Annotated in this window: 16 protein-coding genes; 9 read left to right on the forward strand and 7 right to left on the reverse strand. The window is 71.8% G+C overall.

Features of this window, described 5'->3' with window-relative positions:
* Positions 1-84 precede the first annotated feature (84 nt).
* The 7 genes from ACZ7L4_RS07605 (at position 85) to ACZ7L4_RS07635 (ending at position 11,468) form a co-directional block, all read left to right on the forward strand.
* Positions 85-1,608 (forward strand): 3' terminal RNA ribose 2'-O-methyltransferase Hen1, encoded by a 1,524-nt coding sequence (locus ACZ7L4_RS07605; RefSeq protein WP_472100611.1) that lies wholly within the window; start codon positions 85-87, stop codon positions 1,606-1,608.
* Positions 1,605-4,184, forward strand: coding sequence for a polynucleotide kinase-phosphatase (locus ACZ7L4_RS07610; protein WP_472100612.1), 2,580 nt, complete (start codon positions 1,605-1,607; stop codon positions 4,182-4,184). The genes ACZ7L4_RS07605 and ACZ7L4_RS07610 overlap by 4 nt, the downstream gene beginning before the upstream one ends.
* A gap of 177 nt (positions 4,185-4,361) precedes the next feature.
* The gene (locus tag ACZ7L4_RS07615; protein WP_472100613.1) at positions 4,362-5,597 is read left to right on the forward strand and encodes an arginine deiminase; all 1,236 of its coding nucleotides are present in this window, start codon (positions 4,362-4,364) and stop codon (positions 5,595-5,597) included.
* Positions 5,598-5,684: 87 nt separating this feature from the next.
* Positions 5,685-7,163: an APC family permease gene (locus ACZ7L4_RS07620; RefSeq protein ID WP_472100614.1), complete on the forward strand. Its 1,479-nt coding sequence runs from the start codon at positions 5,685-5,687 to the stop codon at positions 7,161-7,163.
* A gap of 25 nt (positions 7,164-7,188) precedes the next feature.
* Entirely contained in the window at positions 7,189-8,790 is a 1,602-nt protein-coding gene (locus tag ACZ7L4_RS07625; protein WP_472100615.1) for an amidohydrolase, read from the forward strand.
* Positions 8,791-8,896: 106 nt separating this feature from the next.
* Positions 8,897-9,892, forward strand: coding sequence for an ornithine carbamoyltransferase (gene argF, locus ACZ7L4_RS07630; RefSeq protein ID WP_472100617.1), 996 nt, complete (start codon positions 8,897-8,899; stop codon positions 9,890-9,892).
* Positions 9,893-10,013: 121 nt separating this feature from the next.
* The gene (locus ACZ7L4_RS07635) at positions 10,014-11,468 is read left to right on the forward strand and encodes an amino acid permease (protein ID WP_472100618.1); all 1,455 of its coding nucleotides are present in this window, start codon (positions 10,014-10,016) and stop codon (positions 11,466-11,468) included.
* Here ACZ7L4_RS07635 and ACZ7L4_RS07640 read toward each other — a convergent pair.
* On the reverse strand, positions 11,431-11,889 hold the full coding sequence (locus tag ACZ7L4_RS07640) for an ATP-binding protein (protein ID WP_472100620.1): 459 nt from the start codon (positions 11,887-11,889) through the stop codon (positions 11,431-11,433). The genes ACZ7L4_RS07635 and ACZ7L4_RS07640 overlap by 38 nt on opposite strands.
* Before the next feature lie 268 nt (positions 11,890-12,157).
* On the opposite strand from ACZ7L4_RS07640, the gene ACZ7L4_RS07645 reads away from it, so the two are divergent.
* A complete protein-coding gene (locus ACZ7L4_RS07645; protein WP_472100622.1) occupies positions 12,158-12,988 on the forward strand; it encodes an enoyl-CoA hydratase family protein in 831 nt (276 codons plus the stop codon).
* A gap of 7 nt (positions 12,989-12,995) precedes the next feature.
* Positions 12,996-15,284, forward strand: a complete 2,289-nt coding sequence (locus ACZ7L4_RS07650) for a bifunctional salicylyl-CoA 5-hydroxylase/oxidoreductase (protein WP_472100624.1) — start codon at positions 12,996-12,998, stop codon at positions 15,282-15,284.
* Between the two features lie 18 nt (positions 15,285-15,302).
* Here ACZ7L4_RS07650 and ACZ7L4_RS07655 read toward each other — a convergent pair whose 3' ends face one another.
* Genes ACZ7L4_RS07655 through ACZ7L4_RS07680 form a run of 6 tightly spaced genes read right to left on the reverse strand, consistent with a single transcriptional unit; the run spans position 15,303 to position 20,517 of the window.
* Positions 15,303-16,520: a sulfate adenylyltransferase subunit 1 gene (locus ACZ7L4_RS07655; protein WP_472100626.1), complete on the reverse strand. Its 1,218-nt coding sequence runs from the start codon at positions 16,518-16,520 to the stop codon at positions 15,303-15,305.
* Between the two features lie 2 nt (positions 16,521-16,522).
* Complete coding sequence (gene cysD, locus ACZ7L4_RS07660; protein WP_472101946.1) at positions 16,523-17,422, reverse strand: sulfate adenylyltransferase subunit CysD; 900 nt, start codon at positions 17,420-17,422, stop codon at positions 16,523-16,525.
* 5 nt (positions 17,423-17,427) lie between these two features.
* Positions 17,428-17,985 carry an adenylyl-sulfate kinase gene (cysC, locus tag ACZ7L4_RS07665; protein WP_472100628.1) on the reverse strand — a complete coding sequence of 186 codons (558 nt, stop codon included), beginning with the start codon at positions 17,983-17,985 and terminating at the stop codon, positions 17,428-17,430.
* Positions 17,982-19,214, reverse strand: a complete 1,233-nt coding sequence (locus ACZ7L4_RS07670) for a glycosyltransferase family 4 protein (RefSeq protein WP_472100629.1) — start codon at positions 19,212-19,214, stop codon at positions 17,982-17,984. Before ACZ7L4_RS07670 ends, cysC begins: the two co-directional genes overlap by 4 nt.
* Complete coding sequence (locus ACZ7L4_RS07675) at positions 19,211-19,639, reverse strand: hypothetical protein (RefSeq protein WP_472100631.1); 429 nt, start codon at positions 19,637-19,639, stop codon at positions 19,211-19,213. Before ACZ7L4_RS07675 ends, ACZ7L4_RS07670 begins: the two co-directional genes overlap by 4 nt.
* Positions 19,636-20,517, reverse strand: coding sequence for a sulfotransferase family protein (locus tag ACZ7L4_RS07680; protein WP_472100633.1), 882 nt, complete (start codon positions 20,515-20,517; stop codon positions 19,636-19,638). Before ACZ7L4_RS07680 ends, ACZ7L4_RS07675 begins: the two co-directional genes overlap by 4 nt.
* Positions 20,518-20,536: the final 19 nt, after the last annotated feature.

A 20,536-nucleotide genomic window follows, 5' to 3' on the forward strand; every position in this document is an offset into this window, starting at 1 on the left:
GGCGCGCGCTTCGACGATGCGGGCGCCGTCGTGCGGGCGAAAACCCATGGTGGGAAGCGCGTGGCCGCGGCCATACTCGGCCCTGTGCTTCTGACGATCTCGACCACTGGCAATGCCGCGAATCCGGCCACCGACCTGGGCTTTCTGCTGCACAAGCATCCGGCGAACGCCCAGTCCTTCAGCACGGCGCACGGCACCGCGCACGTCTTCTACCCCGAGGCGGACGACGAGCGGTGCACGGCCGCGCTGCTGCTGGAAGTGGACCCCGTGGCGCTCGCCCGCCGGGGTCGCGGCAAGGGCCGGGGCGGCGCGCCCGACGCGGCGCTCGCGCAGTATGTGAACGACCGGCCCTACGCCGCGTCGTCACTGCTCGCCGTCGCGTTGAGCAGCGTCTTCTCCAGCGCGCTGCGCGGCGCCTGCAGGGCCCGCCCGGAGCGCGCGGAGCAGGCACTGCCGTTGCGCGTCGAGGTGCCCGCGCTGCCCGCGCGCGGCGGCGCCGACCTCGTACGGAAGCTGTTCGAGCCGCTCGGCTGGGCGGTCGAGGCGACGGCGGTTCCGCTGGACGAGCAGTTCCCCGAGTGGGGCGACTCGCGGTATGTGCGGCTGGTCCTGGAGGGCGAGTTGCGGCTCGCGCACGCGCTGCGGCACCTGTACGTGCTGCTGCCGGTGCTCGACGACGCCAAGCACTACTGGGTCTCGGCCGACGAGGTCGACAAGCTGCTGCGCGCGGGGGACGGCTGGCTGGCCGGGCACCCGGAGCAGAAGCTGATCGTCGGCCGGTATCTGTCGCGGCGCTGGTCGCTGACCCGGCAGGCCATGGAGCGCCTGGAGCTGGCCCGGCTCGCGGACGCCGACGACACGGACATCGACGAGATCGACAACGCCGTGGACGAGGAGAGCGACACCGAGGAGCGTCCGGTGCCGCTGGCGGTGCGGCGCAGGGAGGCGATCCTCGACGCGCTGCGCGGGTCCGGCGCCGCCCGGGTGCTCGATCTGGGCTGCGGGCAGGGCCAGTTGGTCGGGGAGCTGCTCAAGGACGTGCGGTTCACCGAGATCGTGGGGGTGGACGTGTCCGTACGGGCGCTCACCATCGCCTCCCGGCGGCTCAGGCTGGACCGGCTGGGGGAGCGGCAGGCCGCGCGCGTTCGGCTCGTGCAGGGCTCGCTCGCGTACACCGACAAGCGGCTCAAGGGGTACGACGCGGCGGTGCTCAGCGAGGTGATCGAGCACCTCGACCTGCCGAGGCTGCCGGCGCTCGAGTACGCGGTGTTCGGTTCGGCGCGGCCCCGGACGGTGGTCGTGACCACGCCGAACGTCGAGTACAACGTCCGCTGGGAGTCCCTGCCCGCCGGGCACGTCCGGCACGGCGACCACCGGTTCGAGTGGACGCGGGCCGAGTTCCGCGACTGGGCGGAGCGGGTCGCCGCGCGGCACGGATACACGGTGCGGTACGCGCCGGTGGGGACGGACGACCCGGAGGTGGGCCCGCCGACGCAGATGGCGGTGTTCACGACGACCGAGACCAAGAACGAGAACGAGACCAAGAACGAGACCAAGAACGAGACCAAGAACGAGACCAGGAGCGAGAGGGAGGGGACGGCCGCATGAGCACCACAGGTTCCACCGACACCACCGACACCACCGAAGGGCGCGTGCTGCCCGTCACCGATCTTTCGCTCGTCGTGCTGGTCGGCGCCTCCGGATCCGGCAAGTCCACCTTCGCGCGCGCCCACTTCAGGCCGACCGAGGTGATCTCCAGCGACTTCTGCCGCGGACTCGTGGCCGACGACGAGAACGACCAGGGCGCCAGCCGTGACGCATTCGACGTGCTGCACTACATCGCGGGCAAGCGGCTCGCGGCCGGCCGCCTGACCGTCGTCGACGCGACGAACGTGCAGCAGGACTCCCGCCGCCAACTCGTCGAGCTGGCCCGGAAGCACGACGTGCTGCCCATCGCCATCGTGCTCGACGTGCCGGAGGACGTGTGTGCCGCGCGGAATGCCGGGCGCACCGACCGTGCCGACATGCCGCGCCGCGTCATCTCCCGGCACACCCGTGAACTGCGGCGCTCCCTCAAGCACTTGGAGCGCGAGGGCTTCCGCAAGGTGCACGTCCTGCGCGGCGCCGCGCAGATCGAGTCCGCGGGCGTCGTGCGCGAGAAGCGGTTCAACGACCTGACCCACCTCACCGGGCCGTTCGACATCATCGGCGACATCCACGGCTGCGCGAGCGAACTCGAGGCACTGCTCGGCAAGTTGGGCTACGTGGACGGGGCGCACCCGGAAGGGCGGACCGCCGTCTTCGTCGGTGACCTCGTCGACCGCGGGCCCGACACACCCGGCGTGCTGCGCCGCGTGATGGGCATGGTGAAGGCCGGTACGGCGCTGTGCGTGCCCGGCAACCACGAGAACAAGCTGGGCCGTTGGATGAAGGGGCGCAACGTGCGGCACACGCACGGCCTCGCCGAGACGGTCGAGCAGCTGGGCGCGGAGAGCGAGGGGTTCCGCGACGAGGTGCGCGCGTTCGTCGACGGGCTGGTCAGCCACTACGTCCTCGACGGCGGGAAGCTCGTGGTGTGCCACGCCGGGCTGCCCGAGAAGTACCACGGCCGCACGTCCGGGCGGGTCCGTTCGCACGCGCTGTACGGGGACACGACCGGCGAGACCGACGAGTTCGGGCTGCCCGTGCGCTACCCGTGGGCGGAGGACTATCGCGGCAAGGCGGCGGTGGTCTACGGCCACACCCCGGTGCCGACCGCCACATGGCTCAACAACACCATCTGCCTCGACACGGGCGCCGTGTTCGGCGGGAAGCTCACCGCGCTGCGCTGGCCGGAGCGCGAGCTGGTCGACGTACCCGCCGAGCGGGTCTGGTACGAGCCGGCCAGGCCGCTCGCGACCGAGGCGCCGGGCGGGCACGAGGGACGGCCGCTGGACCTCGCCGATGTGCGGGGCCGGCGGAGCGTGGAGACCCGGTACACGGGCCGGGTCACCGTGCGCGAGGAGAACGCGGCGGCGGCCCTCGAGGTCATGAGCCGGTTCGCGGTCGACCCGCGGCTCGTGCCGTATCTGCCGCCGACGATGGCGCCGACCGCGACGTCCTCGCAGGACGGCTACCTGGAGCACCCGGCGGAGGCGTTCGCGCAGTACGCCGCCGACGGTGTGGAGCGGGTCGTGTGCGAGGAGAAGCACATGGGATCGCGGGCCGTGGTGCTGGTGTGCCGGGACGCGGCGGCGGCCAGGGAGCGGTTCGGGGTGTCCGACGAGGACGGCGGGCCGGTCACCGGTTCGGTGTACACGCGCACCGGGCGGCCGTTCTTCGACGACCGGGCGACCACCGAGGCGGTCCTCGGGCGGGTGCGGGACGCGGTCACCGCCGCCGGGCTCTGGGAGGAGCTCGACACGGACTGGGTGCTGTTCGACGCCGAGTTGCTGCCGTGGTCGCTCAAGGCGTCCGGGCTGCTGCGCGCGCAGTACGCGGCGGTGGGGGCGGCGTCCGGTGCCGCGTTCCCGGGTGCGCTCGGGGCGCTGGAGGCGGCGGCCGAGCGGGGGGTCGACGTGGGCGAGCTGCTGGAGCGGCAGCGGGGGCGGGCGGCCGACGCCGCCGCGTTCACGGACGCGTACCGACGCTACTGCTGGAGCACGGACGGGCTCGACGGGGTGCGGCTCGCGCCGTTCCAGGTGCTGGCGGTGCGGGGGCGTTCGCTCGCCGGGCTGCCGCACGACGAGCAGCTCGCGCTCCTCGACCGGGTCGTCGCGCACGACACCACGGGGCTGCTGCGGACGACGCGGCGGCTGTACGTCGACACGGGTGACGCCGCGTCGGTGCGGGCCGGGGTCGACTGGTGGCTGGAGATGACCGGGCGGGGCGGCGAGGGCATGGTCGTCAAGCCGGTCGGGGCGCTGGTTCGGGATGCGAAGGGGCGGCTCGTGCAGCCGGGGGTGAAGTGCCGTGGGCGCGAGTACCTCCGGATCGTGTACGGGCCGGAGTACACGCGGCCGGAGAATCTCGCGAAGTTGCGGCAGCGGTTTCTTGGGCACAAGCGGTCGTTGGCGATCCGGGAGTACGGGTTGGGCCTGGAGGCCCTGGAGCGGGTGGCCGAGGGGGAGCCGTTGTGGCGGGTGCATGAGGCGGTGTTCGCGGTCCTGGCGCTCGAGTCGGAACCGGTCGATCCTCGGCTCTGACGTGATGGCGCGGTCGTCCGTGCGAACAGCCTCGGGGCTCCGCCCCGCACCCCGCTGCTCAATCGCCGCAGGGGCTTGAGATGGTCGACCAGATCAAGCCCCTCCGGCGATTGAGGAGCGGGGTCTGGGGCGGCGCCCCAGGGCGCAACCACGGGTGGCCGGGGTAAGGATGGCCCCATGGGATTCCACGTCGACTCCGAGACCGGTCGCCTGCGCCGAGTGATTCTGCACAGGCCCGATCTCGAGCTGAAGCGGCTCACGCCCAGCAATAAGGACCAGTTGCTCTTCGACGACGTGCTGTGGGTGCGCCGGGCCCGGCAGGAGCACGACGGCTTCGCCGACGTACTGCGCGACCGCGGCGTCAGCGTGCACCTCTTCGGGGACCTGCTCACCGAGGCCCTCGACGTCGACGCCGCCCGCGGCCTCGTCCTGGACCGTGTCTTCGACGAGAAGGAGTACGGCCCGCTGGCCACGGGCCACCTGCGGGACGCCTTCGCGGCGATGCCGTCCGCGCAGCTCGCCGAGGCGCTCATCGGCGGGATGACCAAGCGGGAGTTCCTGGCGGCGCACCCGGAGCCGACCTCCGTGCGCTTCCACGTCATGGAGCTCGACGACTTCCTGCTCGGCCCGCTGCCCAACCACCTGTTCACCCGCGACACCTCGGCCTGGATCTACGACGGGGTGTCCATCAACGCGATGCGCTGGCCCGCCCGGCAGCGCGAGACCGTGCACTTCGAGGCGATCTACCGCCACCACCCGCTGTTCCGCGACGCCGATGACGGCTTCCACGTCTGGTCCGAGGGGCAGGCCGACTACCCGTCCACGATCGAGGGCGGTGACGTCCTCGTCATCGGCCAGGGCGCCGTCCTCATCGGGATGAGCGAACGGACCACCCCGCAGGCCGTGGAGATGCTCGCGCACAAGCTGTTCGCGGCGGGCTCGGCGCGCACCATCGTCGCCCTCGACATGCCGAAGAGACGGGCCTTCATGCACCTCGACACGGTCATGACGATGGTCGACGGCGACACGTTCACGCAGTACGCGGGGCTCGGCATGCTGCGCTCGTACACCATCGAACCCGGCACGTCCGGCGCCGAGTTGAAGGTCACCGACCACCCGCCCGAGCACATGCACCGCGCCATCGCCGCCGCGCTCGGGCTCCCCGAGATCCGGGTGCTGACCGCGACGCAGGACGTGCACGCCGCCGAGCGCGAGCAGTGGGACGACGGCTGCAATGTGCTCGCCGTGGAGCCGGGCGTCGTCGTCGCGTACGAGCGGAACGCCACGACGAACACGTTCCTGCGCAAGCAGGGGATCGAGGTCATCGAGATCCCGGGCAGCGAGCTGGGCCGCGGCCGCGGCGGGCCGCGCTGCATGAGCTGCCCGGTCGAGCGGGACGCCGTGAACACCTAGGGCCTGCCGGGCCACCGGCGGCGATCTTCCCAGACCGCCCCGGCTCGGCATACGGTCCTGGCGACCGCCAAACGAAAGGTATTCGTTTTGACGTCGTCCACCGGGACCGAACACGGCGGGGCCGCGTCCGCGGCCACCTCCGCCCCCACCCTGGAGAAGGGCGCCATCGGCACCGGCGACCTGGTCTTCTTCGTCGTGGCCGCTGCCGCGCCGCTGACCGTGATGGCGGGCGTGGCCCCGCTGGCCATCGGGATGGCGGGCCGGGGCGCGCCGCTCGGCTACCTCGTCTCCGGACTGCTCCTGATCGTCTTCGCCGCCGGCTTCACCGCGATGAGCCGCTACGTGCGCAACGCCGGCGCCTTCTACGCGTACATCGGCCGGGGCCTCGGCCGCCCCGCCGGAGTCGGTTCCGCGTACGTCGCGCTGCTTGCGTACAACGCGATCGAGGTCGGACTCCTCGCCGCCTTCGGCTGGTTCACCGAGTCGGGGTTCCAGGACCTGACCGGCGTACTGATCCCCTGGTGGGTCTGGGCGCTCGCGGGTCTCGTCGCCATCGGAGTGCTCGGCTGGCTCAAGGTCACGCTCAGCGCCAAGGTGTTGGGCGTCGCGCTCGTCCTCGAAGTGCTCGTCCTGCTGGTGTTCGAGGCGGGGGTGTTCGCGCACGGCGGCGGGCCGCACGGCCCGGAGTTCGGCGTCCTGTCGCCGGGCCACCTCCTGAACGGCGGCGTCGGCGGCATGTTCGTCCTCGCCATCGGCGCGTTCGTCGGCTTCGAGGCGACCGCGATCTACGCCGAGGAGGCCCGCGAGCCGGAACGCACGGTGCCGCGCGCCACCTACATCGCCGTCGCGTTCCTCGCGCTCTTCTACACCTTCACCGTCTGGATGATCATCAATGCGTACGGGGCGGACGACGCGCAGCAGGTCGCGAACGGGGACGGCGGAGGCGACATGGTGTTCACCGCCACCGAGCGGTTCGTCGGGGCCTGGGCAGCCGACGCCATGCACCTGCTGATCATCACCAGCGCCTTCGCCGCCACCCTCGCCTTCCACAACGGCGCCACCCGCTACTTCTACGCCCTCGGCCGCGAGGGCCTGCTCCCGCGCCGCCTCGGCCGGGTCACCGCCCGCACCGGCTCGCCCGCCGTCGCGGTCGTCGTGCAGTCGGCCATCGCGCTGCTCACGGTCGTCGTGACGCTGATCGCGGGCGTGGACCCGTACAGCGTCACGTTCCTGTGGACCAACGGCACCGGCATCCTCGGCGTGATGCTGATGCAGGCCTGCGCCGCGCTCGCCGTCTACGGGTTCTTCCGCCGCGACCGGCGCGGTCTCCCCGCATGGCGGGTGGTGCTCGCGCCGCTCCTCTCCTTCGCCGGGCTGGCGGTTCTCATCGGCCTCGCCTGCGTCAACCTCGACCTGCTCACCGGCGCGACGCCGGGCGTCAACGCGGTGCTGCTCGCGCCGCTGCCCGTGCTGTTCGCGCTCGGGATCGCCGTCGCGCTGCGGGTGCGGCGCCGCGACCCGGCCGCGTACGCCCGGCTGACCACCACCGACGCCGAACGCGTCTGACCACCGAACCGAAAGGACCCTGTACGTGCTGGTACTCCGCGGCACCGTCCGCACCGGAAGCGAGGCGTACGGCGATGTCGCCGCCGCCGCCGTGCGGGACGGCCGCATCGTCGCCCTGGGAGCGGAGGCCGAGGCGCTCGCCGCCGGCGCCGACGAGGTGCTCGACCTCGGCGACGGCGGGCTGCTCATGCCGTCCTTCGGCGACGGCCACGCCCACCCGCTCTTCGGCGGCCTGGAGCACTTCGGGCCGGGGATCAAGGAGTTGGGGTCGGTCGAGGAGATCGTCGCCGAGGTCGGGCGGTGGGCCGCCGGGCACCCCGAGGAGGAGTGGATCGTCGGCGCGAGCTACGACCCGGCGCTCGTCCCCGACGGCGAGTTCGACGCCCGCTGGCTGGACGCCGCAGTGCCCGACCGGCCCGTCGTGCTGCGCGCGTACGACTACCACACGGTGTGGTGCAACACCGAGGCCCTGCGCCGCGCCGGGGTGGACGCGACGACACCGGAACCGCGCCTCGGCTGGATCGTGCGCCGCCCCGACGGCACCCCTATGGGCACCCTGCGCGAGTGGCACGCCTGCGACCTGGTGCTCGACCGCGTGCCGGGCCGCCCCGTGGACGAGCTGGTCGAGGCGCTCGGCGTGGCGGGGGAGGCGTACGCGCGCGCGGGCCTGACGTGGGTTCAGGACGCCTGGGTGGAACCCGAGATGGTCGACGCCTACCTGGAGGCCGCCCGCCGCCGGGCCCTCCGCTTCCGCGTCAACCTCGCCCAGCGCGCCGACCCGGACCGCTGGCGCGAGCAGCGGCCCGCGTTCACGCAGCAGCGCCGCCGCGTCGAGGCCGAGGGCGGCGAGCTGCTCACCGCCCGCACCGTGAAGTTCTTCAGCGACGGCGTGATCGAGGGCGGCACCGCCGCGCTGCTCGCCCCCTACGACGACGCCCCGCACAGCTGCGGGATGCCCGTCTGGGAACCGGCCGCCCTGGCCGAGGCCGTCCGGGCGTTCGACGCGGACGGCTTCCAGATCCACATCCACGCCATCGGCGACGCCGGGGTGCGGGCCGCGCTCGACGCGATCGAGTCGGCGGCGCGGGCCAACGAGGCGTGGGACCGGCGCCCCGTGATCACCCACGTCCAGCTCGTCGACCCCGCCGATCTGCCGCGCTTCGCCGCACTCGGTGTGATCGCCAACTTCGAGCCGCTGTGGGCGCAGCCCGACCCGCTGCAGACCGTCCTTTCCGTCCCGCGCATCGGCGACAAGCGCTCGGCGCTCCAGTACCCGATGGGAGAGCTGGAGCGCGGCGGGGCGCGGCTGTCGTTCGGCAGCGACTGGCCGGTCAGCTCGTACGAGCCGCTGGAGGGGATCCAGATCGCGGTGACCCGGCGGACCTTCGACGGCGACCCGGAGGACGGCTGGCTGCCCCATCAGCGGCTGACGGTCGAGGAGGCGCTGGCCGCGTACACGGCGGGCTCGGCGCACCAGGCGTTCGCCGACGAGCGGGGCGCGCTCGTGCCCGGCGCTCCCGCGGACCTGGTGTGGCTGTCGGCGGACCCGCGGACCACGGATCCCATGCGGCTGCGGGAGATCCGGGTGCGGGGCACGTGGCTGGCAGGGGAGCGCACGTTCGGGTAGGCACGGAAGCACATGCTCCAGAAACAATCATGAATAGAAATGTGGAACATCGTATAGACTTCCACTGTCCCGACCCCGTCCCCGAGTCATGCGCAGGAGCCCCCGAATGAACCTCACCGGCCGCCACTTCCTCAAGGAGCTGGACTTCACCGCCGAGGAGTTCCGAGGCCTGGTCGACCTGGCCGCTGAGCTGAAGGCGGCCAAGAAGGCGGGGACCGAGACGCAGCACCTCAAGGGCAAGAACGTCGCGCTGATCTTCGAGAAGGCGTCCACGCGCACGCGCTGCTCCTTCGAGGTCGCCGCCGCCGACCAGGGCGCTTCGACGACGTACATCGACCCGGCCGGCTCGCACATCGGCAAGAAGGAGTCGAGCAAGGACACCGCCCGCGTCCTCGGCCGGATGTTCGACGCGATCGAGTTCCGGGGCGACGAGCAGGCCATCGTGGAGACCCTCGCCGAGTACGCGGGCGTGCCGGTCTACAACGGCCTGACGGACGACTGGCACCCCACGCAGATGCTCGCCGACGTGCTCACGATGACCGAGCACAGCGCCAAGCCGCTCACCGAGGTGTCCTTCGCCTACCTCGGCGACGCCCGCTTCAACATGGGGAACTCGTACCTCGTCACCGGCGCCCTGCTCGGCATGGACGTCCGCATCGTCGCGCCGAAGGCCTACTGGCCGGCCGACGAGGTCGTCGCCAGGGCCCGCGAGCTGGCCGCCACCAGCGGCGCCCGCATCTCGCTCACGGAGACCGTCGAGGAGGGCGTCGCGGGCGCCGACTTCGTGGTCACCGACGTATGGGTCTCCATGGGTGAGCCCGAGGAGATCTGGGACGAGCGCATCAAGTCGCTCGCGCCGTACGCGGTGACGATGGACGTGCTCCGCGCGACGGGGAACGCGGACGTGAAGTTCCTGCACTGCCTCCCCGCCTTCCACGACCTGGGCACCAAGGTCGGCCGCGAGATCCACGCCAAGTACGGCCTGGAGTCCCTCGAGGTCACCGACGAGGTCTTCGAGTCGGAGCACTCCGTCGTCTTCGACGAGGCGGAGAACCGGATGCACACCATCAAGGCCGTCATGGTCGCCACGCTCGGCCAGTAGCGACAAACCGCACAATCACCGAATAACCGTTCAAACTGGTGGGGCCGGAACACCCTCTCCGGCCCCACCGGCATGCGGCCACCCCCACCGCACCCGCACCACCAGAAAAGAGCACCACCCCATGTCGCCGACCCCGTCCGGCCTGCGCATCAAGTCGCCCGAGTCCCTCATCGCCGAATCCGGCGCCGACCTCGAAGGCCACGGCCTCAAGCGCACCATGGGGCTCTTCCAGCTCGTGTGCTTCGGCGTCGGCGCGATCGTCGGCACCGGCATCTTCGTCGGCCTGTCCGACACGGTCGCGGAGGCCGGCCCCGCCGTCATCCTCTCCTTCGTCCTCGCGGCGATCACCTGCATCTTCACGGCGTTCTCCTTCGCCGAGCTGGGCAGCGCGATCCCGGTCTCCGGATCCTCGTACTCCTTCGCCTACGCGACCCTCGGCGAGCGCGTCGCCTTCCTCGTCGGCTGGTGCCTGCTCCTGGAGTACGGCGTCTCGGTGTCGGCCGTCGCCGTCGGCTGGAGCCAGTACCTGAACGAGCTGCTCGACAGCATCTTCGGGTGGCAGCTGCCCGACGCCCTGTCCGCCGGGCCCGCCGACGGCGGCGTGGTCAACCTGCCCGCCGTGCTCGTCATGCTGATGGCCGCCACCCTGCTGGTACGCGGCATCCGCGAGAGCGCGCGGGCGACCGCCGCGATGGCCGTGCTCAAGATCGGCATCCTGATCGTGTTCTGCGCGATCGCCTACTCCGCCTTCGAGGCCGGCAACCTGACACCCTTCCTCAAGGACGGCATGGCCGGTGTCACCTCCGGTGCCTCGCTCGCCTTCTTCTCGTACATCGGCTTCGACGCGGTCACCACGGCGGGCGAGGAGGTCAAGAACCCGCGGCGCAACATCCCGCTCGCGATCCTGATCTGCATCGGCATCGTCACGCTGCTCTACGTCGCCGTGGCCGTCGCCGCCATCGGCGCGCTCGGAGCGGACGCGGTGGGGGACAAGCCGGCCGCGCTCTCCCTCGTCGTCGACCAGGTCACCGGCTCGGACATCGGCGGCGGCGTCATCGCCTTCGGTGCGGTCGTCGCCATCGCCTCGGTGGTGCTCGCGGTGATGTACGGGCAGACGCGGATCCTGATGTCCATGTCCCGCGACGGCCTGATCCCGAGGGTCTTCGAGCGGGTCTCGCCGAAGACGCACACGCCGGTCGCCAACACCTGGATCGTGGCGTGCGTCTTCGCGGTCCCCGCCGCGTTCTCCTCGCTCGACGCCGTCGTCAACCTGACCACCATCGGCACGCTCGCCACCATGGTCGCCGTGAACATCGCGGTGATCGCGCTGCGCCGCTCGCACCCCGCCCTGAAGCGTTCGTTCCGGGTGCCGCTGTACCCGGTCAGCCCGATCCTCGGCGTCGGCTTCTGCCTCTATCTGATCTGGGGCACGGGGTGGACGACCTGGGTCCAGTTCGCGGTGTTCCTCGTCGTGGGCGCGCTCGTGTACGCGCTGTACGGCCGCCGCAACTCGCGGCTCGGCGACGACGCCGAGGGGGCTACGCCTCGGACGCCGGACGCTGGCTCGGCACCGTAGAGGGAAGCGTGAACCACACCGCCTTGCCGGAATCGGTGGGGCGGTGCCCGCACGAGGAGCTGAGCGTGCGGATGAGGAGCAGGCCGCGGCCGTGCTCCTGCCAGGGGTCGGGCGGCCCTTCGTCCTCGGGATTGGTGAGGTCGGTCGGCGGCGCCGGGTCCGTGTCGTGCACCTCGACCTGACAGCCGGAGTCGAGCAGCTCCACGACCAGCTCGATCGGCGTGTCCCCGGTCGTGTGCTCCACCGCGTTCGCCACCAGCTCCGCCGTGAGCAGCTCCGCCGTGTCCGCGTCCGCGGCCGGTGACTCGATCTCGGACAGCGCGGTCCGCACGAGGGCGCGCGCGACCGGCACGGCCGCGGCCGTGTGCGGGAGAGCTATGCGCCACGACGTGGGCGTTGAGGGACCGGAGAAGGGAGTCACGGCGGAATCCTGGGGGCGGAGGGCGCGTATGCGGCTCTGGGGCGGGCTCGGAGGAACGGGCTCAAGGGGGACTGTCCTGCGTTCAACCTTATGAATGGTACGGCGTAGGGCGAAAGAGGCTCTCGTCGGTGCGCTCCGGGACGTACGACCCTTCATCGGATATCGCGCCCTCGTCTATCGCGTACCCGTGACGACGGTCACGATGCGGTGATACGGTCGAGTCGTCTCGCTCCTCCTCGGCACGCCCGCGACCCGCCGGAGGCACCGCATGAGCCCCTTCACCGGATCCACCCCCCGCACCGACTCCTGGCAGCACCTCACGTACGCCGTGGACGAGAGCGGTGTCGCCACCGTCACGCTCGCCCGCCCCGAAAAGCTCAACGCGCTCACCTTCGGCGCCTACGCCGACCTGCGCGACCTCCTCGCCGAGCTGTCTCGCGAGAAGACGGTCCGTGCCCTGGTTCTCGCCGGCGAGGGCCGCGGCTTCTGCTCCGGCGGCGACGTCGACGAGATCATCGGCGCCACGCTCTCCATGGACACCGCGCAGATCCTCGACTTCAACCGGATGACCGGACAGGTCGTCCGGGCCGTGCGCGAGGCCCCGTTCCCGGTGATCGCCGCCGTGCACGGGGTCGCGGCCGGGGCGGGCGCGGTCCTCGCGCTCGCCTCTGACTTCCGCGTCGCCGACCCGAGCGCCCGCTTCGCGTTCCTGTTCACGAAGGTCGGCCTGTCCGGCGGCGACATGGGGGCGGCCTATCTGCTGCCCCGCGTCGTCGGCCTCGGCCACGCCACCCGGCTCCTCATGCTCGGCGACGCGGTCCGCGCGCCCGAGGCCGAGCGCATCGGCCTGATCAGCGAGCTGACCGACGAGGGCAGGGCCGACGAGGCCGCGCAGACCCTCGCCCGCCGCCTCGCCGAGGGCCCCGCCCTCGCGTACGCGCAGACGAAGGCGCTGCTGACGGCCGAGCTGGACATGCCGCTCGCCGGGGCCATCGAGATGGACGCCGCGACGCAGGCGCTGCTCATGCACGGCGAGGACTACGCCGAGTTCCACGCGGCGTTCACCGCCAAGCGCCCGCCGAAGTGGCAGGGGCGGTGAGCGGCGGATGACCGTACGCGCCCGGCGCATCGCCGTCATCGGAGGCGGCCCCGGCGGCCTGTACGCCGCCGCCCTCCTCAAGCGCCTCGACCCGGACCGGGAGATCACGGTCTGGGAGCGCAACGCCCCGGACGACACGTTCGGCTTCGGCGTCGTCCTGTCCGACGAGACCCTCGGCGGCATCGAGCACGCCGACCCGGTGGTCTACCGGGCGCTCCAGGACGAGTTCGTGCGCTGGGACGACATCGACATCGTGCACCGGGGGCAGCGGCACACCTCGACGGGGCACGGCTTCGCGGCGCTCGGCCGCCGCCGACTCCTGGAGATCCTGCACGACCGCTGCCGCGAACTCGGCGTGGACCTCCGCTTCCAGGAGGAGGCCCCGCCGACCGCCGAACTCCGCGCGGCGTACGACCTGGTCATCGCGGCCGACGGCGTGCACAGCAAGACCCGCGAGACGTACGCGGACGCGTTCGGCCCGCACATCGAGGAGCACCGCAACCGCTACATCTGGCTCGCCGCCGACTTCGCCTTCGACGCCTTCCGCTTCGACATCGCGGAGACGGAGCACGGAGTGATGCAGCTGCACGGCTACCCGTACAGCGATCACGAGTCGACGGTCATCGTCGAGATGCGCGAGGAGGTGTGGCGGTCGGCGGGCTTCGCGGACATGGACGTACGGGAGTCGATCGAGACCTGCGCGAAGATCTTCAAGGACGCGCTGGGCGGACGGTCCCTGAGGACCAACAACTCCTCCTGGCTCACCTTCCGCACGGTCGTCAACGACCACTGGTCGCACGGCAATTGCGTACTGATCGGGGACGCCGCGCACACCGCGCACTTCTCCATCGGCTCCGGCACGAAGCTCGCCGTCGAGGACGCGCTCGCGCTCGCCGCGTGCCTGACCGAGCAGCCCACGACCGATGCCGCGCTCGTCGCGTACGAGGAGGAGCGCAGGCCCGTCGTCGCGTCGACGCAGCGGGCGGCGCGGGCCAGCCTCCAGTGGTTCGAGGAGCTGGGCCGCTATCTGGACCAGCCGCCACTCCAGTTCGCCTTCAACCTGCTCACGCGTTCGCGCAGGGTGACGCACGACAACCTGCGGCTGCGGGACGGGCGGTTCACGGAGTCGGTGGAGCGGGAGTTCGGCTGCCCCGAGGGCACGCCGCCGATGTTCACGCCGTTCCGGATCGGCGGCCTGGAACTGCGCAACCGGGTCGTGGTGTCGCCGATGGACATGTACTCGGCGGAGGACGGGGTGCCGGGGGACTTCCACCTGGTGCACCTGGGGGCGCGGGCGCTCGGCGGGGCCGGGCTCGTCATGACGGAAATGGTGTGCGTGAGCCCGGAGGGCCGCATCACGCCGGGCTGCGCGGGCCTCTACACGTCGGAGCAGGCGGAGTCCTGGCGCAGGATCGTCGACTTCGTCCACACGCGGGCGCCCGGTACGGCGATCGGGGTGCAGCTCGGGCACTCGGGCCGCAAGGGTTCGACGCGCCTCATGTGGGAGGGCATGGACGAGCCGCTCCCCGTGGCCGAGGACAACTGGCCGCTCGTCGCGGCGTCCGCGCTCCGCTACCGCCCCGACAGCCAGCTGCCGCGCGAGCTGACGGTGGCCGAACTGGCCGATGTGCGCGAGCAGTTCGTCGATTCGGCGCGGCGTGCGTCGGAAGCGGGCTTCGACCTCCTCGAACTCCACTGCGCGCACGGCTACTTGCTGTCCGGCTTCCTGTCGCCGCTGACGAACCGGCGCACGGACGCGTACGGCGGATCGCTGGAGAACCGGCTGCGGTTCCCGCTGGAGGTCTTCGACGCCGTACGCGAGGTGTGGCCGGACGGCCGTCCGATGACCGTGCGGATCTCGGCGACGGACTGGGCGGAGGGCGGCACCAGCGAGGAGGAGGCGGTCGCCGTCGCCCGGGCCTTCGCCGCGCACGGCGCCGATGCGATCGACGTGTCCACGGGGCAGGTGGTCTCGGACGAGCGGCCCGCGTTCGGCCGCTCCTACCAGGTGCCGTACGCGGACCGGATCCGGGCGGAGGCCGGTGTCCCGGTGGTCGCGGTCGGCGCGATCTCCTCCTGGGACGACGTCAACTCCCTTGTCCTGGCGGGCCGTACGGACCTGTGCGCCCTGGCCCGCCCGCACCTGTACGACCCGAACTGGACGCTGCACGCGGCGGCGGAACAGGGGTATGCGGGGCCGGGGGTGGGGTGGCCCAGGCAGTACGGGGCGGGGTCCAGGCGCCCGCAGACGGGGCGCCTGGACGCCCCGAAACCGAGGCTTGTCCTGCCGGGGTGACCGGGGTGAGCTCGCGCGTCAGGACGGCAGCGTCGCCATCGCTGCCGTCAGCGTCGTGCCGTCCGACGGATCGACCAGGAGAAACGCACCCGTGCGGCGCACCTCCGCGTACCCGTCGAGGGTCAATGGCTCGGCCGTGCGCAGTGTCACCACGCCCAGGTCGTTGGCCTCCAACGTGGCAGCCCCGCCAAGCGACTTGACCACAGCCCGCACCGTGCGCGTGGTGTGCCGTACCAGGACCCGCTGCCCCTCCCGCAGCGGCCGGTCCGCCACATGGCACACCGATGCGTGCACGTCCCGCGTCGCGGTCGGGGGCGGGTCCGTGGACGGGGTGAGCAAGTCGCCGCGGGAGACGTCGAGTTCGTCGGCGAGCCGCACCGTGAGCGAGGCCCCGGCGTGCGCCTCCGTCACCTGCGTGCCCAGTACGTCGAGCGCCGCGATCGTCGACGTACGGCCCGAGGGGTGCACCGTCACGGCGGAGCCGACTCGTAGGGTGCCCGACACCAACTGGCCGGCGTAGTAGCGGGATTCGTCGTGCCGGATCACGTACTGGACCGGGAAGCGGGCAGGCGCGGACGGGGACTCCGTCGTCACCTGCACCGTCTCCAGGTGTTCCAGGACCGTCGGCCCGCCGTACCAGCCCATGCGCGCGGACGGGTCCACCACGTTGTCGCCCGCGAGCGCCGAGATCGGGATCGCGGTCACCTCGGGGATCCCCAGTTCGTCCGCGAGCCCGGCGAACTCCCGCGTGATCGCGGCGAACGCGGACTCCTCGTAGTCGACCAGGTCCATCTTGTTGACGGCGAGGACCACGTGCGGGACCCGCAGCAGCGCCGCGATCGCCGCGTGCCTGCGCGTCTGCTCGACGACCCCGTTCCTGGCGTCGACCAGGATGATCGTCAGCTCCGCCGTCGAGGCGCCGGTCACCATGTTCCGCGTGTACTGCACATGACCCGGCGTGTCCGCCAGGATGAAACGGCGCCGCGGCGTCGCGAAGTACCGGTACGCGACGTCGATGGTGATGCCCTGTTCGCGTTCGGCGCGCAGGCCGTCCGTGAGGAGGGCCAGATCCGGGGTTCCCGTCCGGGAGATCGACTCCAGCTGGTCGGCCAGGACCGACTTGGAGTCGTGCAGCAGGCGTCCGACGAGCGTGGACTTGCCGTCGTCGACGGACCCCGCCGTGGCCAGCCGCAACGTGCCCACTTCACGAGTAACTACTGACACAGATACAGACATCTCTAGAAGTACCCTTCGCGCTTGCGGTCTTCCATCGCCGACTCCGACAACCTGTCGTCCGCCCGCGTCGCGCCCCGCTCCGTGAGCCGGGACGCCGTGATCTCGGCGATGACCTGGTCCAGCGTCTCCGCGTCGGAGTCGACGGCGCCCGTGCAGGACATGTCGCCGACGGTGCGGTAGCGGACCTGGCGTTTCTCGACCGGCTCGCCGTCCCGCGGCCCGCCCCAGTCGCCGGCCGTCAGCCACATGCCGCCCCGGTCGAAGACCTCGCGCCGGTGGGCGAAGTAGATCTCCGGGAGGGCGATGCCCTCGCGGGCGATGTACTGCCAGACGTCCAGTTCCGTCCAGTTGGAGAGCGGGAAGACGCGGACGTGCTCGCCCGGCGCGTGCCGGCCGTTGTAGAGCTGCCACAGTTCGGGGCGCTGGCGGCGCGGGTCCCACTGGGAGAACTCGTCGCGGAGCGAGAAGACCCGTTCCTTCGCGCGGGCCTTCTCCTCGTCCCGGCGCCCGCCGCCGAACACCGCGTCGAAGCGGCCGTCCCGGATCGCCTCCGTCAACGGCACCGTCTGCAGCGGATTGCGCGTCCCGTCGGGGCGTTCGCGGAGCACACCGCGGTCGATGTAGTCCTGTACGGACGCCACATGGAGGGTGAGCCCATGTGCGGCGACCACACGGTCCCGGTAGGACAGCACCTCGGGGAAATTGTGGCCCGTGTCCACATGCAGCAGCGGGAACGGCACCGGCGCGGGCGCGAACGCCTTCAGCGCCAGGTGCAGCATCAGGATCGAGTCCTTGCCGCCGGAGAACAGGATCACCGGCCGTTCGAACTCGCCCGCCACCTCGCGCAGGATGTGCACGGCCTCGGATTCGAGGGCGTCCAGGTGGCCCCTCTCGTACGGCATCTCGCTCACAGCAGCCCCCTCGCCACCAGCACCGCCCGCACCGAGGCCGCCGACTCCCGCGGCGTCCGGTCCTGCGTCTCCAGGGCCAGGTCCGGGTCGACCGGCGCCTCGTACGGGTCGTCCACCCCGGTCAGCCCCTTCAGCTGCCCGGCGGCCTGGCGCGCGTACAGGCCCTTCACGTCGCGCCGGCTGCACACCTCGACCGGCGTCGCGACGTGCACCTCGACGTACGGGGTGGCGCTGGAGGCGTGCCGTTTGCGGACGGCCTCGCGGCTGTCCGCGTACGGGGCGATGACCGGGACGACCGCGAACACCCCGTTGCGGGCGAGGACTTCGGCGACGAGGCCGATGCGCTGCACGTTCGTGTTGCGGTCCTCGCGGCTGAAGCCGAGGCCCGCCGACAGGAAGCGGCGGATCTCGTCGCCGTCGAGCACCTCGACGCGCAGGCCCTCCGCGCGCAGCTGCCCCGCGAGGGCGCGCGCCACGGTCGTCTTGCCGGAACTGGGCAGCCCGGTGAGCCAGATCGTGGCTCCTTGTGGGCGGGCCTTCGTGGCCGTGGTCATACGTGCAGTCCTTCCGCGGCGCCGCTCGCGGCCCGCCGGTCGTCGGGGTCGGTCAGTTCGGTGAAGAGGGCCTCCCAGCGCGGGTGCACCACGTCGGGGCCGTAGGCGGCGGCCGTGAGCACGGCCGCCGTACCCATCTCCGTACGCAGCTCGCGGTCGCCCATCAGGCGGGCGAGGGCGTCGGCGAGGGCGTCGGGGTCCTGCTCCGGCACGAGGAGCCCGTCCACGCCGTGCGTGAGCACGTCGGCGGGGCCCGTGGGGCAGTCGAAGGAGACCACGGGGAGGGCGTGCGCCATCGCCTCGATCATCACCATCGGCAGTCCCTCGAAGCGTGAACTCAGCACGTACACCGAGGACTTGGCGAGTTCGTCGTCGAGCCGGTCGGTGTGGCCCATCAGCAGGACGTGGTTGTAGAGGTGGTGCTCCTCGATCAGGGCGCGCAGCTGTGCCTTCTTCTCGCCGCTGCCGTAGATGCGCAGCTGCCAGTCGGGGAACTCCCGGACGAGCTTGGCCCACGCGGGGATCAGCAGGTCGAAGCCCTTCTGCGGGAAGAGCCGGCCGGCCGCGGCCACGATCTTCGAGGCGTGGTTCGCCGGGACCTGGTCGAGGGAGTGCACGGCGTTCGGGATCCGCACGACGCGGGTGCCGGGCAGCAGCCGCGCGTACTCGCTCCGGTCGCGCTCCGTCAGGACGGCGACGGCGGCGAAGCACTGGTACGTCTCGACTATGCGCTTCTGTACGTCGGGGCGGTGCGTGCCGTGGTTCATGTGTTCCTGCGCCACCCGCACCACGCCGTTGGTGGCGTGCGCGGCGGCGAGGAAGTTCAGGGCGGGACGCGTCGTGACGAGCACGCCGTCGGTGAGCGAGCGCAGGTAGTCGCCGAGGGCGAGCTCCAGGCGCCGGTCGAAGTACCGGTGGCCGAACTCGCCGCGCGGTATCTCGCGGGCGGGGGACGCGGCCAGCTTGGCGCGTCTGCGGGCGCGCCACCGGCCGCCGAACCCCGGCTCCGCGGCCTCGGGGGCGGCGTTCTCGCGCAGATCGACGACCGTCGTCACCGGCACCCGCTCGTCCAGCGGGAACTGCAGGGCGTCGCGCCGCCGCACGGCGCTGACGATCTCGACGTCCCAGCCCGCCGCGGCAAGGGAGTTGGCCTGGTTGAAGACGGTGCGGATGGTGCCGCCGCGGCCGTAGGCGTGCAGCAGCAGATACCTGATGCGGGTGTTCCTCATGCGCGGCACTCCAGCGACAGGTTGTCCTCGACGGTGAAGTACGGCCGTACGCCGAACCCCGCCCCCGGCACCGCCTGCCGCGGATAGACGTAGATCGCCTTCTTGCCGCGGATGTCGTCGAGCCGGCGCCCGACCCGCAGCCTCGACGTCCCGTCCGTGAGATGCAGATCCCACTGGTCGACACGTCCGGACCCGCCGCCGGACCCGTCGTCGTACGCGGCGAGGTCGGCCACGTCCCACACGCAGCTGAACCGGTGGCCGTCCAACTCGACGTCGTACGAGAGGACTTGACCCGCGCCGGACCGTCGCGTCACCGTCAGCCGCCACGCATCGGCGGCTCCCGGGTTCAGCCCGACCAGCCGTCCGACGACCCCGATCCGCCCGTCCCGCGGCCACACTTCCTCGACCTCGGCCCGGGGCTTCACTTGAGGTACCCCCACGCCTCGCAGATGGGCCGCAGCACCTCGGGGATCTCGTCGTCCTTCGGCAGCTCGCGGCCCTCCTGCACGCTGCCGCTGCGGATCTTGTCCCGCCAGTCGCCGAGCCCCTTCTGGACCTGCGTCTCGTCGCGGGCGCCGTACTCCAGCATCGAGGGTTCGAAGTCGACGCCGAGGAAGGTGCACAGGGCGCGCAGCTTTCCCTCCGGGTCGGCCGTGATCTCCTCGTAGCGCAGCGTGTGGCCGCCGGTGATGCCCTTGCGGGCGTGGTCGACGGCCTTCATGTAGCGCAGCGCGTCCGCGCAGGCCTCGTCGTACGTGCGCTTGTCGGGGTCGCCCTCGTGCCAGGACTGGGCGATGGAGACGGGGTGGCGCAGCAGGAACACGAAGCGGGCGTCGGGCCAGCAGTCGCGGATCCGCTGGTAGGCGAAGGCGTTGCTGGGGGTCTTCTCGACGATGAAGTCCTTGCCGGACCTGGTGAGTTCGCGGTGCAGGACGCGGTCCCACAACAGGTGCTCCAGGTCGCCGCGGCCCAGGTCGAGGGCGTCCATGGCGCGCCGCGACAGCTTGCTGCCGTAGCCGACCTCCAGGCGCCGGATGTGCAGCTCGTGCGGGGCGTGCAGCCGCGGGTGCGCGTCGAGCAGCATCCGCAGCAGGGTCGAGCCCGAGCGCACCGGCGACATGATGAAGACGGGCCGCCTGAGCAGCCGGTCGGTCCCCGGATCGTCGGTACATCGATACTCCGGAACGGCCCGCCGCACCGGTGTCGCCACTTTCTTGGCGGGGGCGGGGCCCTTGGGTGCGCGGCGCACCTGGAGGCCGGTGGTGGCGGTCAGCGCCCGGTTCATGTTGCGCATCAGACTCATGCGAACCGACGCTAAGAGG

This window comes from Streptomyces sp. NPDC107575 (genome assembly GCF_055657265.1).